This is a genomic window from Thermococcus sp. MV11, from assembly GCF_012027285.1.
In the GTDB taxonomy this organism is placed as follows: domain Archaea; phylum Methanobacteriota_B; class Thermococci; order Thermococcales; family Thermococcaceae; genus Thermococcus; species Thermococcus cleftensis.
This window is the reverse complement of the sequence record NZ_SNUD01000002.1, coordinates 288,452-306,305: the sequence shown is the minus strand read 5'-3', so window position 1 is coordinate 306,305 and position 17,854 is coordinate 288,452. Positions and strand designations below refer to the sequence as shown.

12 protein-coding genes are annotated in these 17,854 nt (G+C 48.9%); 7 read left to right on the top strand and 5 right to left on the bottom strand.

The features are described from left to right. Genes E3E27_RS06945 through E3E27_RS06930 form a run of 4 tightly spaced genes read left to right on the top strand, consistent with a single transcriptional unit; the run spans position 1 to position 4,157 of the window. Positions 1 to 1,266, top strand: a complete 1,266-nt coding sequence (locus E3E27_RS06945) for an oligosaccharide flippase family protein (protein WP_371731570.1) — start codon at positions 1 to 3, stop codon at positions 1,264 to 1,266. Continuing rightward, the gene (locus E3E27_RS06940) at positions 1,266 to 1,991 is read left to right on the top strand and encodes a glycosyltransferase family 2 protein (RefSeq protein ID WP_167773966.1); all 726 of its coding nucleotides are present in this window, start codon (positions 1,266 to 1,268) and stop codon (positions 1,989 to 1,991) included. Before E3E27_RS06945 ends, E3E27_RS06940 begins: the two co-directional genes overlap by 1 nt. After that, entirely contained in the window at positions 1,988 to 3,088 is a 1,101-nt protein-coding gene (locus E3E27_RS06935) for a glycosyltransferase family 4 protein (protein WP_167773965.1), read from the top strand. Before E3E27_RS06940 ends, E3E27_RS06935 begins: the two co-directional genes overlap by 4 nt. Next, the gene (locus tag E3E27_RS06930; RefSeq protein ID WP_167773964.1) at positions 3,075 to 4,157 is read left to right on the top strand and encodes a polysaccharide pyruvyl transferase family protein; all 1,083 of its coding nucleotides are present in this window, start codon (positions 3,075 to 3,077) and stop codon (positions 4,155 to 4,157) included. Before E3E27_RS06935 ends, E3E27_RS06930 begins: the two co-directional genes overlap by 14 nt. 161 nt (positions 4,158 to 4,318) lie before the next feature. Here E3E27_RS06930 and E3E27_RS06925 read toward each other — a convergent pair whose 3' ends face one another. Next, positions 4,319 to 4,876 (bottom strand): hypothetical protein, encoded by a 558-nt coding sequence (locus E3E27_RS06925; RefSeq protein WP_167773963.1) that lies wholly within the window; start codon positions 4,874 to 4,876, stop codon positions 4,319 to 4,321. On the opposite strand from E3E27_RS06925, the gene E3E27_RS06920 reads away from it, so the two are divergent. Continuing rightward, positions 4,875 to 6,860: a hypothetical protein gene (locus E3E27_RS06920; RefSeq protein WP_167773962.1), complete on the top strand. Its 1,986-nt coding sequence runs from the start codon at positions 4,875 to 4,877 to the stop codon at positions 6,858 to 6,860. The two genes, E3E27_RS06925 and E3E27_RS06920, sit on opposite strands and share 2 nt — an antisense overlap. Here E3E27_RS06920 and E3E27_RS06915 read toward each other — a convergent pair. Then, entirely contained in the window at positions 6,853 to 11,676 is a 4,824-nt protein-coding gene (locus E3E27_RS06915) for a NosD domain-containing protein (RefSeq protein WP_167773961.1), read from the bottom strand. The genes E3E27_RS06920 and E3E27_RS06915 overlap by 8 nt on opposite strands. Positions 11,677 to 11,881: 205 nt before the next feature. Here E3E27_RS06915 and E3E27_RS06910 point away from each other — a divergent pair, with 205 nt between their 5' ends. Both E3E27_RS06910 and E3E27_RS06905 read left to right on the top strand, forming a co-directional pair. Continuing rightward, the gene (locus E3E27_RS06910; RefSeq protein ID WP_167773960.1) at positions 11,882 to 13,117 is read left to right on the top strand and encodes a hypothetical protein; all 1,236 of its coding nucleotides are present in this window, start codon (positions 11,882 to 11,884) and stop codon (positions 13,115 to 13,117) included. Between the two features lie 177 nt (positions 13,118 to 13,294). Beyond that, positions 13,295 to 14,482, top strand: a complete 1,188-nt coding sequence (locus E3E27_RS06905; protein ID WP_167773959.1) for a glycosyltransferase family 39 protein — start codon at positions 13,295 to 13,297, stop codon at positions 14,480 to 14,482. On the opposite strand, the gene E3E27_RS06900 is transcribed toward E3E27_RS06905, so the two are convergent. Genes E3E27_RS06900 through E3E27_RS06890 form a run of 3 tightly spaced genes read right to left on the bottom strand, consistent with a single transcriptional unit; the run spans position 14,445 to position 17,750 of the window. Next, positions 14,445 to 15,527 (bottom strand): glycosyltransferase family 4 protein, encoded by a 1,083-nt coding sequence (locus E3E27_RS06900; RefSeq protein ID WP_167773958.1) that lies wholly within the window; start codon positions 15,525 to 15,527, stop codon positions 14,445 to 14,447. The genes E3E27_RS06905 and E3E27_RS06900 overlap by 38 nt on opposite strands. Continuing rightward, on the bottom strand, positions 15,524 to 16,645 hold the full coding sequence (locus E3E27_RS06895; protein ID WP_167773957.1) for a glycosyltransferase family 2 protein: 1,122 nt from the start codon (positions 16,643 to 16,645) through the stop codon (positions 15,524 to 15,526). The genes E3E27_RS06900 and E3E27_RS06895 overlap by 4 nt, the downstream gene beginning before the upstream one ends. Then, positions 16,635 to 17,750, bottom strand: coding sequence for a glycosyltransferase family 4 protein (locus tag E3E27_RS06890; RefSeq protein WP_240910683.1), 1,116 nt, complete (start codon positions 17,748 to 17,750; stop codon positions 16,635 to 16,637). Before E3E27_RS06890 ends, E3E27_RS06895 begins: the two co-directional genes overlap by 11 nt. Positions 17,751 to 17,854: the final 104 nt, after the last annotated feature.

The following is a 17,854-nucleotide window of genomic DNA, read 5'->3' as shown; positions in this document are numbered from 1 at the left end:
GTGATCCTCGTAGGAGGATGGTACATGGATTCAATAAAAGCTAGGATAACTAGTCAGAAATTCTTAAGGGACACTGTCATAATGATGATCGCGATGACGCTCTCCAACTTCTTCAATTATCTCTACCAGCTTCTGGTGGGGAGGCTGTTGACTCCCCAGGAGTATGGAGAACTTTTTAGTCTTCTCTCACTGTTTTACATACTCTCAGTGCTTTTCACCACGATAAATACTTCAATAACGAAGTTCACGTTAATTTATGGCGTGAGAGGGGAATACGGAAAAATTAAGGCTATTCTCATCAATGCTAGCAGGGACTTTGCGACCTTAGGCATGGGAATGTATGGTGTTCTAGTACTGCTTTCTCCATTTATCTCTAAGTTCCTTAGGATTGAGAATAATATTTTCATTGTTATCCTGTTCGCTTCGATGCCCTTTGGATTAATACTCCCCGTCTATCAGGGCACTCTGAGAGGGCTCCAGCGGTTCGGAGCTTTGGGGGTCAGTGTCTCTTCGTGGGCATTTTTTAAGCTTCTTTTTGGCTTTGGTCTTGTATTGCTGGGTTACGGGGTTTTGGGTGGGATAATAGGAGTCTTTTTGGCCCATGTTGCGACTTTTGTAATAACTCTGATCTTTCTGAGGGATTTGTTCGATTATGAGTACGATGGACTCGTAGACATCGGGAAGATTGTGCAGTATGGTGGACTAACCTTTCTAGTGACATTTGCGTATACCACTATGTGGAACATTGATGTTATCTTTGTAAAACACTATTTATCGCCTTTGGAGGCAGGATATTATTCGGCGATCTCAGTCTTGGGTAAAATAGCCCTCTTTGCTCCTGGGGCCATTGGGGTGGTGGTGTTTCCCAAAACCGCAGAGAGGTATGAACGGGGAGAGCAGCATTTTCATCTTTTACTTAAGGCATTGGTGCTAGCGTCGTTGATATCTGGTAGTGTGGTTCTAATTTATGCACTCTTTCCCGAGTTCATTATAACTTTCGTCTACGGTGAAAAATATCTTGGTGTTGCCCCTTACCTTTGGAAGTATGGATTGGCTATGACTTTCTTTGCGCTTTCAGGTGTAATTATTAATTATCTGCTGTCAATAGCCGAAATGAGAATTCTGCGGTATCTAATGGGTATCCTAATAATCGAGATCATTGCACTTACTCTCGTCAGAACGGTCTCGGGAATAATTAACATTTTAATTGGAGTGGGGTTTATTTTAGTTAGCGTACTTTCTATCTCTGCTGGGAGGAAGGCATAATGTCCCTAGTGTCCGTCTTAATGCCTGCGTATAACGAGGGTAAGACCCTAGAGAATGCAGTAAAGATAACGATGAAAGAGCTGAGAGGCCTTGACTATGAGATAGTTATAATCAACGATGGCTCCACAGATAACACAGAAGAAGTTGCCAGAATGCTGTGTGAGAGCTACAAAAATATCAAGTTGGCAAGTTATCCTGAAAATAGAGGAAAAGGTTATGCCCTCAAAAAGGGCTTTGAAAAGAGTGTGGGTGACATAATTGTATTTTTTGATTCCGACCTTGAAATTCCGCCATTCCAGATACGAAGGTTTTTGAAGGCTCTAAATAATGGATATGATGTGGTCATTGGCTCCAAGTATCTTCCCGGGGCTAGGGTGGATTACTCCATGAAACGTCGGCTCTTCAGCATATGGTACCGGTCACTGGTAAAGGTTTTGCTCAAACTTGATGTTAGTGACACCCAGGTTGGGTTGAAAGTCTTTAGACGGGAGGTTCTAGAAAATGCCTTCTCAAAAATTTTGGTCAAAAAGTATGCATTTGATGTCGAGCTTTTGACTGTCATAAACATGTATGGCTATAGAATTCACGAGATTCCAATTAAAATTGAGCATAATGTTTTTAATTCCTCCATGACCTACCGGGAGATAGTAAGGATGTTCATTGACACCCTGGCTATATTTTACAGGAAGAACTTACTTCATTATTATGATGGTGAGGATAGATGAAAATCCTTTGGCTCAACTGGAAGGACATAGAACACCCAGAGGCTGGGGGCGCGGAGGTTTATACTCATGAAATCGCAAAGAGGTTAATTGAGAATGGGCACGAAATTACGCTGTTCACATCATATTTCGAGGGAGCTGAACCTAGGGCAGAAATCGACGGGATTGAAGTTGTCCGTAGGGGAAAAATCGTTGGTGTCTTTGATACGGTTTATTCACACGCAAAACGGTTCTACCGAGAGAACAGGAATGACTTTGATATAATTATCGATGAAATAAACACTAGGCCCTTCTTAACACCCAAATATGTCGAGAAGCCGATAGTAGCGTTGATACACCAGCTGGCAGTTGAGTTTTGGGACTACAAAACCCCCTTTCCTGTTAATATTATAGGAAAGTATTTTCTGGAACCATACTGGTTGAAGTACTATCAGAATACAAAAACAATAACCGTCTCGGAGTCTACGAAGAAGGACTTGGAACAGCTGGGATTTAGAAAGGTTGAAATAGTTTACAACGGTTTGGACGGGAATGTTTTGGATGATGTTCCTGAAAAGGAAGAAGAATTCACGGCTATCTTCGTGGGTAGATTGACTCCAACTAAAAAGCCAGAAGACGCCATAAAAGCGTTTAAAATGTTTGGTAGAGGGAAATTATGGCTTGTTGGGAGAGGGGAACTTATGGACAGCCTCAAAAAGCGATACGGTCACGAGGGCAATATTGATTTCAAGGGCTTTGTACCTGAAAGGGAGAAAATCGACCTCATGAAAAGGGCTCATGTCCTACTAGTTCCCGGAATCCGGGAGGGTTGGGGGCGGGTGGTAATTGAAGCCAATGCTTTGGGCACTCCAGTTGTTGGATATAATGTTCCTGGACTTAGGGATTCAATAAAACACAGATATAATGGACTACTCTGTGATGCGAGTCCTGGGGCTATGAGCAATGCAATTGAAGAACTATACACTGATGAAGCGCTCAGAAAACGATTGAGCGAGAACGCCTTGGAATGGGCCCGGAGGTTTAATTGGGACGAGAGTGCAGATAAGTTTGAAGGGATTTTAGAGAGTGTGAAACTTCTCTATGACAGTGGAGGAGACTGAAATGGGGGAGGTCAACTTTGTTATTGGGAATTACGGTAATTTCAACATAGGTGATGAAACTATCCTAAAAGGCCTCGTTCTTGAATTGTCAAGTAATGGGGAGGATATTTCTGTCGTTATCCCCACAAGAAACCCTGGATTTGAAGCCAAATATCATTCAGAGCTTGAAGGGACAGTATCTTCTTTTTACGTCTATGACATTCGAGCGCTTCTTGAGAATCTATGCCATTCAGATAAGGTCATAATTGGAGGAGGTGGTATTTGGAGCGGTTACACTGGAAGGCTGGCGAAGATGATTCCAATTTTTGCTATATTATCCAAGATTAGTCTCAAAAGAGTCACATTTAGGGGTGTTGGGATATACAAAACGGCTTCTGGACCTGAGCGGTTTTTTGTTAACTTAGCGGCAATGCTCAGTGACGGTATAACCGTTAGGGATACCGAATCGTATGATGCCCTCTGGGAAAGAGTCAAAAGAAAAGCCGGACTAGTGGACGACTATGCCGTTCTTTACCTTAGATACCTTGATAGGAATTTGGCCAGGTATGAGCACTTGCTTGAGGAGTGGCCTTTGTACTCTCAGATTCTTGAGATGGCATCTTCAAAATTTGTGGTGGGATTATCTATAAAGCCCACCAAGGATCCTTCACTTAATAACCACGTTTTGAAAGTGGTTACCACGTTTATAGACCATGTGAACTCAGAATATCGGGGAGATGTTTTGTGGCTGTTGTTTCCCTTTGCGGAAACGGAATCCAGAATAGAAGATGACAGAACTGTACTGGATACCATTAGGGAGCGTCTTAGGGTCAGAACCAACGTGCTTCTTGTGGAACAGGCGAATCCTATCCTATGGTACTTTTTGATAAAGCACAATGTTAATTTTTTTGTGGGAATGAGGTATCATTCGATTGTTTTCTCGTGGATTGCACGAAAGCCCTTCTTTGGAATAGCATATGAGAATAAAAATATTAACCTCTTCAACCAATTGGGTCACAAAGAGTGGGATACTATTGATGGGATTACCCCTTCCCGTTTGATAAGTTCCTTTGAAAATCATTTTCGGTGAGTACTGATGAACCGCACTAAAAGAGGTGCGTTAATACTCATTTCCATCAATATACTTCTCTGGTTACCTTTACTGCTCCAGAAGGGTATCATAATCCAGAGGGACTTCAATTTTCCCGTTTATCCGGAAAACTTCCTGATGTACCATTACCCCACGTGGAATTATATAATGTCCCAGCCCACTTTTGAACAGATGATTCGTATCCCTATGAGGCTTCCGTATCTTCTTCTTGCCGCACTTGGAGTGGATATCTCAATCATTCTAAAGCTGCTTCTTTTGGGAACGACGTCTTTTTTGAGTGTTTCAATGTTTCTGTTTCTCTTGGAGTTACGTTCATATTCTGATCTCAAGATGTCTGATTTCACTATCCTAATCGCCTCGTTGTTGTTCGCATTTAATCCAGTATCCTTGCAGTTTCTTGGCGGGATATCTCTGCTTTTCTCGGTCGGGGCTTTGCCGCTGCTCCTGACGGTTTCAATGAGGTATTCAAACGCTCCGTTGAAGTTTTCACTCCTGTCGGCGTTACTGCTACTCCTGTCATTAGGACACCCCTTTGTGTTCCTTATGAACTCTCTGATATGGGCAGTGTTTACGCTCGTCGTTGATGGTTCGTTCTGGAGAAGCTTCGTGAAGTTCTTTGGGGTCAGTTTTATGTTCCTTGGCTTCTCGGCGTGGTACTTTCTCCCGTACCTGTCCAACGCGGTGTCAAGCGTCTCCATGGGCAGGCCAGGAAACGTTGCGTATTCAACCTTCCGGATTGTCTCCGATAACAACGCCCTCAAGATACTCCTCCTTGAAAGGGACAGGTTCCTTTACGTCCACACTTATCCCGAAAACATCGCGGGCACGTTTATCCATTTCCTGGCTCTGGGGTTGATTCTAGTCATCTCGTTCCTGCCGGCCTTTAGCAGGAACGTCTCGAGAACCGGGCGGAAAATGTATCTCCTGTTCATCACCGGGTACGCCCTCTCTGTGCTGTTTGCCCTCGGGGAAAAGAGCGCCATCGGGGGTCTTTACTACTACTTCATATCGAGCACTCCGATAGGCTGGACATTCAGATCCCCCCTCAAGTTCCAGCTTTATGAGATGTTCTTTTTGGTAGTTTCTTTTGCAATTGGTTTTGATGTCTGTCTCTCAATCGTGGTCCAGCGGATAAAGCAGCTTGGTAACAAACTTCCAATTAGGGTGGCATCTGCAGCACTGTTGCTATTTATCCTGGCGGGCTCAGTTGGTTATGGAGTATGGGACGCCAACTACAATTCCTTCAACCCTATCCGGATACCTCAGCAGTTTTATGAAATAAACTCACTATTGGAATCCCTCAATGATTCGTACAGGGTTCTGTGGTACCCGAGATACAATGAACGGGCGACGGTGTGGAGTGAGGGTCATTACATATCCCCCTTTGATATGAAGTCTTCGAGAAAGCCAACGTATAACACCTACTGGAACTACAATTATGTTAATACTATCCTGTACGACTACCCCTATTCAAAAACGGTCTTTAGCAAGGATTATTTCTATACCTTCCTACGGTCGGTGGGCGTCAAGTATATAGCTTTTCATAATGACCGGAACGTGAGTACCGACGAGAAGATCCTCATGGACATCTTGGAAAGAGGAGTTCCGATTTATTCTAAAAACGGGTGGTACCTTGTGGTCCTTAATTCCCACGTGAATGAATATGTTTTTGCTCCTACCTGTTTTGTTGAATCGGGATCTATAGATGACATTTACAAGTTGGCTTCACCTTCGACGGCCCCGCTGAATTCAACCGAAATTCCTAAACCTCTAATGCAACGTGTTTCCGTGAAGGTCAAGCCTTCGGGACGGATATCGGATATTACTCTTCATAATCTGATCCCGAACCCTTCATTTGAGTATTGGGAAAATAATACTCCATTAAACTGGACTTTCTTAATTGATCCGTCCATTACTGTCATCTCTAAATCGTGTGGGGAACCTGCCGGAGACTGCAGCCTGAATATGACGACAACACGGAGCTTTCGGAAAACCTGGGACTTCGTGGTCAGCAGTCCAATCGGCGTCTCTCCCAATGAAAAATATCTCGTCACGGCGAATCTTAGGGCCAGTAACCTTTCCGGCATTCACGTTAAGGTGGACTATTATAACACGACCTCTAGGAAATGGGAGCTGCTCTCCTTGATTCCATTGGAGTACTCCCGGGAAGACGGGTGGTCTCAGTACTGGGGGGTAGTGGACGTACCTGCCAGTGTCTCGGAGATACGCATTGTTATCGCCAGTGGGTGGACCGAGGAAGGGGGCAGGGGCAGTTTACTCGTGGACGAAGTTGGAGTGTACAGAATATATCCATGCCAGGAGAACTCGCTTGTGAATGTTGTTTATGTCCACGACTCACCTACCCGCATTGATGTTCGTGCAAACGCGTCTGCCCCGTTCCTTCTCGCCGTTAATGAGGTCTATGACCCCGGCTGGGTAGCTGAGGTGTACAAGAACGGTAATTTAATCCAGACCGTCAGGCCTGTGAGAATCTACGGGTTCATCAACGGCTTCTGGATTGATTCAGGCGGGAATCTGGAAATAGTGATTAAGTATCGCCCCCAGGAGCTGTTTAATATCGGACTCTTGGTTTCATTGTTCACCGGTTTAATAGTTGTGGGTGTGGCGTACATCTCCAGGAACAATAGAAGAAAAACGGAAAGGGGTGGAGGCTCTACCTGACGAAGTACATGACGTCTCCTGATGGGGACACGGCGAATATGGTGTAACCCTCGGGACCCATTGACGCCCCGGCTATGCTGGCCACGTGAACCCACAGTGGTCTGGAGGAGACCCTGTCAATGTAGTAGACTCCGCTGGGGGTTCCCACGGTAACGAAGTCCGTGGTGGCGTCCAGATCTACTGATACTATCTGGCTGTCAAGCGTTCCGAGTTTGACCGTCGTGTCAGCTGACTTGTCTATGTAGTGCACCTCACCGTTCGCCGTTCCTACGGCGATTCTGGTACCGGTGAAGGCTGGGGCGACGTCCAGTGCTGTTATCGAAGAGCCGAACGATCCTAGTAGTTTTACGTACGTCTGTCCGAGCCACCTGTTTATGTAGTAGACGTCTCCGTTCGACGTTCCCACGGTGAACCATTCGTAGGACGGTACTCCCGAGATTGTGGTCACCGCGGAGCCAACGTCCCAGCTCCTTGATATGACCCCTCCGTACACCGTGTAGATGTAGTGCACCTCACCGCTCGCCGTTCCCAGTATGATAACCGTACCGTCCTCGGAGAGCTTTGCCACCGTTACCGGACTGTTTGGCTGAAGGGTGAACCTTATCTTGTTTGCACTGAGCTTGTAAATGTAGTACAGCTTTCCTCCGTCGGTGTACGCTATTATCGACTTTCCTTCGGCCCCGCTTATGTCCACCAGTCTGACTGCTGAGTCTAGATCGACGACAAACCTAGGGGTACTGGAGGATATCATGAAGTAGTATAGCTTTCCGCTAGAGGTTCCGGCGACTATGTAATTGCCGTACTTATTGACCTTTATCGCCGTCACCGAGCCGTCCAAGTCGGCGGTCCATGCCACCTTTGCAGACTTCCACGGGCTGATAACTACCAGCTTCCCATCTGCCGTACCAACAGCATATACCGGGACGTATTCTGCCTTGGAGTATGCAGTTACGTCGCTGTTCAGGGATATCACCCACTCCGGGTCCTTGAGTTTTGGGGGTATCGCAAGCGGTAGGTAGTCTGTGTTGTACGAGTCTACCTGGTACTGCTGGTCGCAGATCCCGTCCCAGTTCGCATCGGTGCATGTATCGCTGAACCCGTTACCATCTGGCGAGGCCCAGTAATTGCCTCCCAGGTACGGACCTCCGAGGACGTTCTTGCCAGGGGTCTTGGTAACGTTCAGGTAAACTACAGCACCGGTTGATACGAAGTTCTCAGTGTTGTTGAAGACGTTGTTGTAAACGAAAACGTTGCCAGACCAAGACTGGACCTGTATTCCCTTGGCGAAGCCGTGGACAATGTTCGAATCGATGGTGACGTTCGATCCGCTGATGTAGAGTGCTGTATCGTCTTTCTGATGGTCCCACTGGGGGAATATGTTATTCTGGTATATCCTGATGTTGTTACTGTAGATGTGTATCTCACCAAGGGTGTTGTTGTACACGATGAAGCCGTCATCGTTGCCTATTGTGAGGTCGGAGATTCTGCTTCCAACTATGTAACTCTTGGATTTCGCGGCGTTCTCGTTGCTACCCCAGATGCTCATATAGCCCGCTGTGGTGTTTTCTAGGGTTATCCCCGTCGAGTCTTCCACTCTGATGTTCCAAGTGTATGCGATGTCCTTGACGGTGATTCCGCTGGATAACTTAATCCAGATCTCTGATGGGGTGTAGCTGGAAGTGTTCCTGAACGTGACATCCTGGGACCCTGCTATGAGTACATCGTCGATGTACTGCCGTTTTATATTGATGTCAGCGTTTGAGACGCCAGTTACTATCAGCTGTCTGGCTTCTCCCGGCGTTATCGTTGTGGGGCCGGTTATGTCTTTTATCTGCAGTATTGGTTTGCCCGATGAGTCGGTGACATTGGATATTGTGTGAGTGACGAAGTGGTCCAGGGTATTCCCGTAGAACGAGATACGGTATCCAACAATACTGTTTTCGATGGTCACGTACGACGAATAACGTAGCTCCACATCTTGCCAGCTGGCGGAGAGCTGGCTTCCTGTAAACGCCACGTTGTTTGAATAGGCGATGATAGTCCGGTACTTGGTGACGTTGGTGTTGGTTATGGTGAAATCGGAGCAGTTTGCTATTACCATCTGGGCAACGGCCTGGTCGCTGATGCTCCAGCCCCTCTTGTTTGCGAAGTACGCCACAGGGTATCCATCCACGAGGACACTGTCCATCACGTGCGTGGAGTAGTGGTCCATCTCCCACCCGTAAAGGTCTATTCCCCGACCCCTTTCTATATTGACGTTGGTCAGGTTCACGTTCACCGAATCGCCTATGCCGATGGCCATCGCCGATTCGGCGGGCACAACGTCCGTGTTAGTTATCTTGATGTCCCTGGAGGACCATATATCGAGGGGGTTCCACGAGGTTGGAGCCAGGATTCTGGTGTTGTTCACTGTGATCGTGGAGGAATACCTTATGTTCAGCTTCGTGGTGGTTACGTTATTGATGATGACTCCTGAGGCGTATTCGATTTTAAGGGCGTCGTAGTTACCACTTGGCGTATTATTCACTGTAAAGCCCTCGAACACGACGTTTTGGGTGGTAATCTCAACAGTGGTTCCTGTGGATCCATCTCCGATTATGACAGTCTTCTCTGGACTGGCTGCTTTGAGGACTATTCCCTCTACGTCTATCTTAACGTTTTCCATATAGGTTCCGGGGTATACGACGATGGTGTCTCCAGGGAATGCCGCATTGAGGGCGTCGGATATTTTTGTATAGTTCGCCTGAGGGAAGTCCTTGAGGTCGTCGTCTACGTATATTGTCTGCCCCGTCCTTGGAGGTATGTTGCCCTCAAGTGCTCTTGAGGGATCCCCGTAGAGGTTGAAGTCAAACAGGTTCATGGCTGCTGAGCCAGAAGATGCAGTGAATTTTGCCTTTGCGGTGTAAAGAGCCTCTCCAGCTGACATTCCGTTCACAAGATTCTTGACGAAGTAGTAGCCCAAACCTGCGTTGTCTGGATAGCTATCCTGCGGAGCCCATATTCCAACAATGTACCAACTGACCCGTGATGCCGCTATTGTTGCTAGAGCAGCCGATTTGAATAAGGTGTACTGAAGATTGTCTGAGTACTCTGGGTATCCGTTGAGACATGAAACCTGGAATACAAAAGTTGGCATTTCATAAAGCTGTGTGACGGTGTTTATGTCCACAAAGGAGTACCAGCTCATTTCCGGGCCTTCAGGCACGTTGTCACCGTCATCTGAGGTCCATACTTTGCGGTATGCCCCATATGAGCTGCCGTGGGCCCACCACAGTACAATCCCATAGTTCCCGCTGTTCCATTCGGAGACGAAATTGTTCCCGTTTATGTTCATTGCATAATATGCCGCGTCTGAAGGGACTGGGGCAAGGCCCTCCCCCTCATACATCGCAACTACCTGGAATCCTAGAGGCTCTGCGTCTTGACCCACATACATCGGGAGATCTCGTCCGTCAGTTACTGGCCATCCACTTCCGTCTTCATTCTGGTAATTGGAAATTGCCATGGGGAGAAGTATCTTCTTGGGGGAAGAGCCTGTCGCCATGAGCCTGACGAGCACCGCATCCAGTGTTGAGTAGTCGTTGTTATACACCGGAATCCTTCCAACATATACCTCTGGCAGTAAATCCACCCCGCCCGTTCCAAAATCGTCCGGGTATTCTGCATAGTAACCGTCTCCGTCCAAATCCCAGTTACCGGTAAGATCAGCGTAGAAGTAGTCGGTCGGACTTTCCCTGTGATCGCTGGATGCATTTGGCCACGCCATTAGCATTGGCACGTCCCCGTAACTGTCCTGGGGATCACTCGGGTCATCGGGATCGGGGTTACCTATGAGGAGAACGTATTTTATGTTGAGCGTCTCATAGTTGTTTTTAAGCCAGTTCCTTATGTTGATGGCCCTCTGCTGGCCTTCTTCGTATCCGTACTGGTCTTCTGTGATGACATATACGTTAAATCCTTGATCCTGAAGGTACTGTACGTACTGAGAAAGCCGAGCACTGTTCTGAACGATGGCATTGGTCGTGATTATTGCGTATCCACTGGGCGTTTCGGAGGGGAGTGCTTCCGTGGAGATGAAATACCACCCATCAACATTCCGGGAGTTCAGGGCCTCCTGCTTGATGCTCCCCAGATATTCTGCGGAAGTTGGGTCCGTGATGACGAGATTCTCCGTTGTGGGTTTCCACTGGAGCATGATAACGACGTTGTCGTGGAGGACCAGTTTACCATCACCGGGGCTGTACTGGAAGGGGTAGTATTCAACCATCGCTACCTTAATCTGTCTCTCCTGTCCCACGTGGACGAGCTTGACAGGCGTTTTCGGGAATATCGTTTCGTTGCGGTACACCTCCTGGCCGGGGCTTAGAACCGTGACTGTACCGTCAGGTCCCGCGGTCACCACGGGGGGAGCGGGCTTTATGTTGTACTCACCGGGGAGTGTGATGGGAGTGTCCTCTATTATGCTCAACTTTACGGAGTTTAAGTCTGCGTTGGGAGGCAGTACTATGGTGTACACCTTCTTGGGAATCGCCGGTGCCCCGGGGAGGACGTAGTTATCAAAGCCCGGAACGTGTATGACGTCATAGATACCCTCCTTAGATATCGTGTAGTTTGATATAGACAGCTCCTGAGTCAGTGCGTTTATTGTCACCAGGTATTTTGGAGTGGGGGGAGTGGTTGGCTCTTTCATATCCTCGATTGGGCCTGTCTGGAAGTTCACTGCAGGTGTACTCGATGTCGCGATGACCGGCGCTGATGGTATACCTAATGCTGATAGAATCATTAACACTATAACCAATAACCCCTTAATTCTCATGTTGCTTTCACCCCTTGTGGACGCAGTAGCATGGGAAATTACCAATAATGATGGCCTGGAATTGTATTTTAATTTTTTGGTTTTTCTGATGTTTGTACCGTTCTGTCCGTTCAGCAGAATGCTCGAACGAGGATAACACCAGAAATTATATATTAGTGGTACTAAATCACCTTTTGAACGCACCCCCGGTGGGGCTGGTGGGACGATGAGAAGGTTACTCTGGATTATACTTATTATCGGTGTGCTGTCATTCGTTCCCCCTGCTTTCGGTTACCCTGTACCGTGGGATAACATGGAAACAGGGCCTTCTTTTCTCCAGGATAAAGTCGAATCAACGGTCGCGTGGACGTCCTTTTCCGCCGATGTGGTGAAGGATACCCGGTCTTCTGCCAGTCTTGGTTATTCCTCTTTATACGGGGACTTCCAGGGGCGGTTCGACGTCCCTTCCGGACCACATGCTACTCCCCTGTCCACGTCCCTGTCGTCGGGGGAAGGTACACTACTCCCCGTCCCAGAAACGGGAACAGGACGGTCTTCAGAGGACATTCAGAAGGTAGTCATAAACGAGACTGATCTAAGCGTCGTGATATTGCTCAACGGTACATACGCCCCTGGGGATCCGATAAGGGTGGATTTCTTCATAACGAACAAAGTGGGCACGGTAAAGGAAATTGAAATCGGGCTTGATGTTTACTACCTTGGTATTAAGGTCTTCTCGTACCAGCACCCCTCTTGGCGCGAATATTCTGAGGGGAACACTATTCACATCTACCATGAATCCAGACTGCCGACGATAACCCCTCCCGGCAGGTACAGGCTCGTGTTTAAAATAACTCCCGCCGGGAGAGACACCAGCGTGGCTAGTACTGAGATAACGGTAGCTCCAAGTGCAACCTGGTTCATGTTGGTGTTGGCTTTTATGGGACTCTTAGTTGGAGCCGTTTACGTGGTTATCCATTACGATCGCTACATTAAACGGCTCCGGGGAATCTACGCCGGCCTTTCCACTTCTCAAAAGTTTATCCTCTCTGCCGTGGTGGGCGTTACGGTGGCAATATTCATGTTGACGGCTGGAGCCGAAAACTTTGCAAACAACGTCGCCATTTTGGTCTATTACCTTCTCCTTGTAGGTGTGCTAAGCCTGTGGGTTGAGTACTTTAAACCCCAGTGGGGAGGGTCGTGCACCCAGCTCGGGGTTGGGGTGGTGTTCCTTGCGGGCCTGGTTTACCTCTCGAGAGAGATATTCACCGTGTACTTCCCAATGTCGCTGTTCGTCCTGGGTATGATACTGGTAGGCATGGCGTTTAGGAGGAATGAGTTCAGGAGATTGAGGCACCGGAAGGAAGATAAAGTATCTGCCTCTCCGAGGATAGTTGAAATAGAGATAGTGGGAGAGACCGAGGAGGGTTTTATAATCTTTCGAAAAAAGGGTGAGGATTAAATGAAGGGCAAAAAGATACTCGTGATTCTTTGGACCGCTTTAATACTAATACCCCTGTTTTCGCTGCGTCTATTCCAGGACGAGATGTTGTATATGATAATGTCAGAGAGGGCCTTTTATTTTCAGCTTCCCCCGAGGTCCTCGTTGGTTTTTCTTCTTACCTCCCCGCTTGCTGCGGTGAACAACGTTGATGCCCGTGTTTTTCTCCTTCGCCTCGCTACGGCCTTGGTAACCCTGGCGGATATATTGCTGGTTTACGAACTCTCCAGGAGGCGCTTTGGAGAGAGGGCGGCCTTTCTAGGCACCATAACGTTCCTCCTGTCGTTTGTCGTCCTTAGGTACGGCTCACGTTACACTCTCGAGCCATGGGGGGTTCTCTTTATTCTCCTCGCCCTTTACACCCTCGAGGAGCGGCCGTTGCTGTCCGCCCTTTCCGCGGGCCTGGCTTTTGCCGCCAGGGAAACCTGGCTAACCACTTATCCCTTCATGGTTTTCTACGTGTGGAGGAGGCGTAGAGGGGACTTCCGGAGGTTCGTGGCGGTGTCCCTGCTCCCCGTTGCCTTCAACCTTACCGCCATCTACATCATCAGCCTCCACAGGAGTCCCCTGGGCTACAACCTGAGGGCTCTTATCCACTGCGGCTTTCCCGAAATCCTGAGCATGGCCTGGACCTCCTGGATTCAGTTCGTCGTAGCCTTCCCGATTCAGCTGGCGGGGTTTGTTTTCGCGGTTTACGTTATGGAAAACAGGGACGAGCCGCTCTTAATCGTACTGCCCTCGGTGCTCACCCTTAACTTCGTCTCCGGTTTTCTCCTCAACGGCCCATTTGAAAGGTACACTTTTGGTCCGCTGGCGTTGATGAGCATATACTCCGGCTACGGCCTCATTAAGCTCTATGACGCTGTATCCAGGAAAGCCCCCATCGTTGGGAAGATGAGCCTGGAGCGCTGGGTTGCCCTCTTTCTAATCTTCCAGCTCCTGGCGTTTAATGCCGCCGTCGTAAAGCTCAGTAGCATTGGCGCCAATGGGATACAGGACTATGGCTACTGGCACGATAGGGAGGTTTTCAGCGTTCTTGAGGGGTATGGCAGTCTGGAGGATTCCTTTGGTGGGACACCGCACCCAGCGCTGCTCGGCTTTGAGGACTGGACCTGGGCCGATAGGAACATCACAGGGGTTCTAAACATTAGCCCCGATTGGCTGGTGACCTTCCGGAGCTGGGTTAGCGTGGATAGGGGCGCTTTGACGTCCGGCGCAATCGAGATGTGGACCTTTGGACCTTACGTGGTGATTCATGCACGTCAGGAGGGGGCGATAAAAGAGTACGTCATCCCTGTGGATCCCTCCAGCTGGAGACGCTGGTGAGAAGCCGGGCACGTCTCGCGGCAAAGACTGCCATTTTTCTCCTGAGCTTTTCGTTTTCAAGGAGTTCCTTTATCGCGCCGGCGATATTTTCGGGAGATGGCTCGATAATAATGCCGGCCTTCCCGTTTTCGACTATAACCGGGAACTCCCCCACGTTACTGACAATTACGGGTGTTCCGAGGATCATGGCCTCCACTACGACCTTACCAAAGGCCTCACTTTCCGATGAAGGTAGAACAAAGAGCTTTGCGTTTCTGTACAGCTCAACGAGTTCCTCATCGCTTACGAATCCCGTGAAACTCACGGCCTCCCCTACCCCAAGCTTCCCTGCCAGTGAGCGGTAGTACTCAAGGAAATCTCCCGTCCCAACGATGACGAGTCTCGCTGTGGGAACGGCGTCTCTGGCCCGTACAAAGGCCTTTATGAGTAGCTCCAGATTCTTCCAGCGGTGGGCTTTGGTGAGCTGGCCGACGAAGAGCACGTAATTCCCGCGGTAGTTCGGCTTGGTATTTATGAACCCCTTCGCTATTCTGGGGTATCTTACCTTTGCCCTGAATCCCTTTTTCTTCAATATGTTCGCCACGTGGTGGGATACCCCGACCAATTCGGTGTTGCGGAGGGTGAATCTTTCAACGGTAAGGGAATAGAGCTTTGCCAGGAAATCGACCCACGAGCCCTTCTCCAGGCTCCCGGCGTGGTAGTATATCGTCAGCGGTAGTTTCATGAGCCTTGCCACTAGAGAAGCCACGTCTGCGTAGAACGGAACCGGAGTGTGGGAGATTATTAAGTCGAACCTTCTCCTCTTTATCATGGTAAGAAGTTCGAAGGGTAGAGATATCTTCACGGGGGTATTCGAGATTATAAACGCCGGTTTCTGCCTGATAACTTTAATGCCCTCAAGGTTCTCTTCCTTAGGAGCCTCTCTGGTTGCGCAGAGAACAGTCACCTCATGCTCCCTGCTCAGCTCTAGCGCCATCTCGTAGGCGTACCTCTCCAGACCGCCTCCCTCGGGATAGAAATACGGACTGACGATGAGGATTTTCACTCAAAGCCCTCCTTAAGCATAAGGGTGCTTATGAAGAAGGAGAAGAATATCAGCTGTATGCTCAGAGCTATGAGCGTCATGACCACCACAGCCTGCCGTATCTCGAAGAGTTCACCGTAACCGCTGGCACGCCAGTTCAGGAATATCCTGAGGCCCAGCACAAAGCCCACTATGAACATGATTCCTCCAACAAAAAGGCCCTCCTCAAGTATGGAGTATTTCATGAAGAATCGTGTTGTTCTGTCCGGCTGGTCCAGACCTTCCTTGACAGCGTACACCTTGCTGGAGATGCCGAAATTGATGATCTGAAAGCCAACGATTATCAGGAGGCTGGACAGTATGAGGGAGTGAACCCTCAGGGGCTCGGTGTTGTAAGCGTAGGCCATAATAACGGTACCCAGGAGTATCAGTCCAAGCCCGGGGAGGATAAACAGGTAGGAAGGTGAGTACAGGAGCATGAGGCGGAGGTGCCTCCAGCCGTCGCGGAAGGAGTTAAGCTTGGAGTTGCCTATCCTTGGGTGGTAGGTTATGGGAACCTCCTTAATTCTCAGTCCGGCCTTGGCTGCTTCTATAACCATCTCACTCGCGAACTCCATGCCGCGGCACTTTAGGGGAAGCTTCTGAAGGGCTTCTCTGGTTAGGGCCCTGAAGCCGCAGTGGGCGTCAGATACCTTGATCTTAAAGAGGAAGTTGAGCACTTTCGTCAGCAGGGGATTCCCGATGTACCTGTGGAGCCACGGCATGGCACCTTCCTTTATCTCGCCCTTCAGTCTAGTTCCTATAACGAAATCCGCTTCACCCTTCATCAGTGGCTCCAGCAGTTTCGGCATCTCGCTGAAATCGTAGCTCCCATCGGCATCACCGATAACGATGTACTTTCCCCTGACGTGCTGGAATCCCTCGATGTATGCTCCTCCATAGCCCTTACTTTTCTGTCTTATCACCTTGGCACCGAGCCTCTCCGCGATCTCGGGGGTTTTGTCGGTGCTCTTGTCAACCACTATTATCTCGTAAGTAACACCCATCTTTTTGAGGGTCTCTTTGATGACCGGGATAACCTTCTCCACGGCCCTTTCCTCGTTCATCGTTGGAAGTACCACGGAGACTTCAACGCTCATTCAGGACCCTCTCGTAAAACTCTTCTGTGAGCCGGGCTATTCTATCCCAGTCGTACTTTTTAGCGTTTTTGATGCAGTTCCCCTTCATCTTTCGGTGGTTCTCGATCGTCCTTAAAATGGCTTCAACCAAAGCGTCCCTTGAGGGTTTGCTTACTAGGCCGTTGTAGCCGGGAATGATCAGCTCTTTGGCGGCGTTCAGAGGGTAGTCCAGTGTCACGACTGGGATTCCGGCCGCGTTGGCTTCCAGTGCGACTATCCCAAAGCCTTCCCGTCTCGATGGGAGGACGAAAACCTTGGAGGCCTTTATGTGGCTGATAACAGCGTCATTAGACTCCAGAAAACCCTTGAAAACGACATTCCTTTCAAGACCCAGCCTTTTGCAGCGTGCCTCCAGACTTTTCCTCTCCGGCCCATCGCCGATTATGACCGCTTTTATATCTCTTATCTCCTTCTTCAGCGCCGCCAGGGCCTCGAGCAGAAGGGGAACGTTCTTCTCGGGAATCAGCCTGCCTACAAATGCCACGTCGTACTCCTCTTCATCGGGGGGCACTTTCTGGATTGTCCCGTAGTCTATCCCGTTGGGGATAAGGGTGCTGTTGATGCCATTCTCCACCAAGGCCTTCCATGTCAGCTTCGAAACTGAGACATTGACGTCTCCAAGACCCTTCATGGCATCCTCAATGCTCATACCAACGATACCTGACTTCCCAAGGTATTCAAGCCAGTACTCCCCCCAAAACTCGTGCCACGTTACCACAAGGGGTATTTTCTTCAGGGACGAGTGGAACCTCATGGAAAAGCACGACAGGTAGGGGAACTGCTGGCAGTCTATCAGATCGTATTCGTCCCGGAACTTCAGGAGGAGCTTCACGGCGAAATATGCCGCTTCCCTGACAGAACGTCTTCCCCCAGAATAAAGATTTTCCCATCGCCCCACGGGGTGAAAGATCATGCCCTCCGGCTCTCCGCCCCAATCCATGCCGAACCAGTGAACCTCGTGCTTCCTAGCCAGCCTCCGGCCTATCTCGTATACCCTTCTCTCAATCCCGCCCTTGACGAAGGGGTAAACAGCATCGTAGACGTAGGCTATCCTCATGTCTCTCATTGAGTATCAGAGCTTATGAAGTTATAAAGAATACCCGAAGCAGGCTTCGCCTGACAGGTAGGGACTTTTCTCTCTTTCCTTGGTGGCAGAAGGATAGTGGGGAG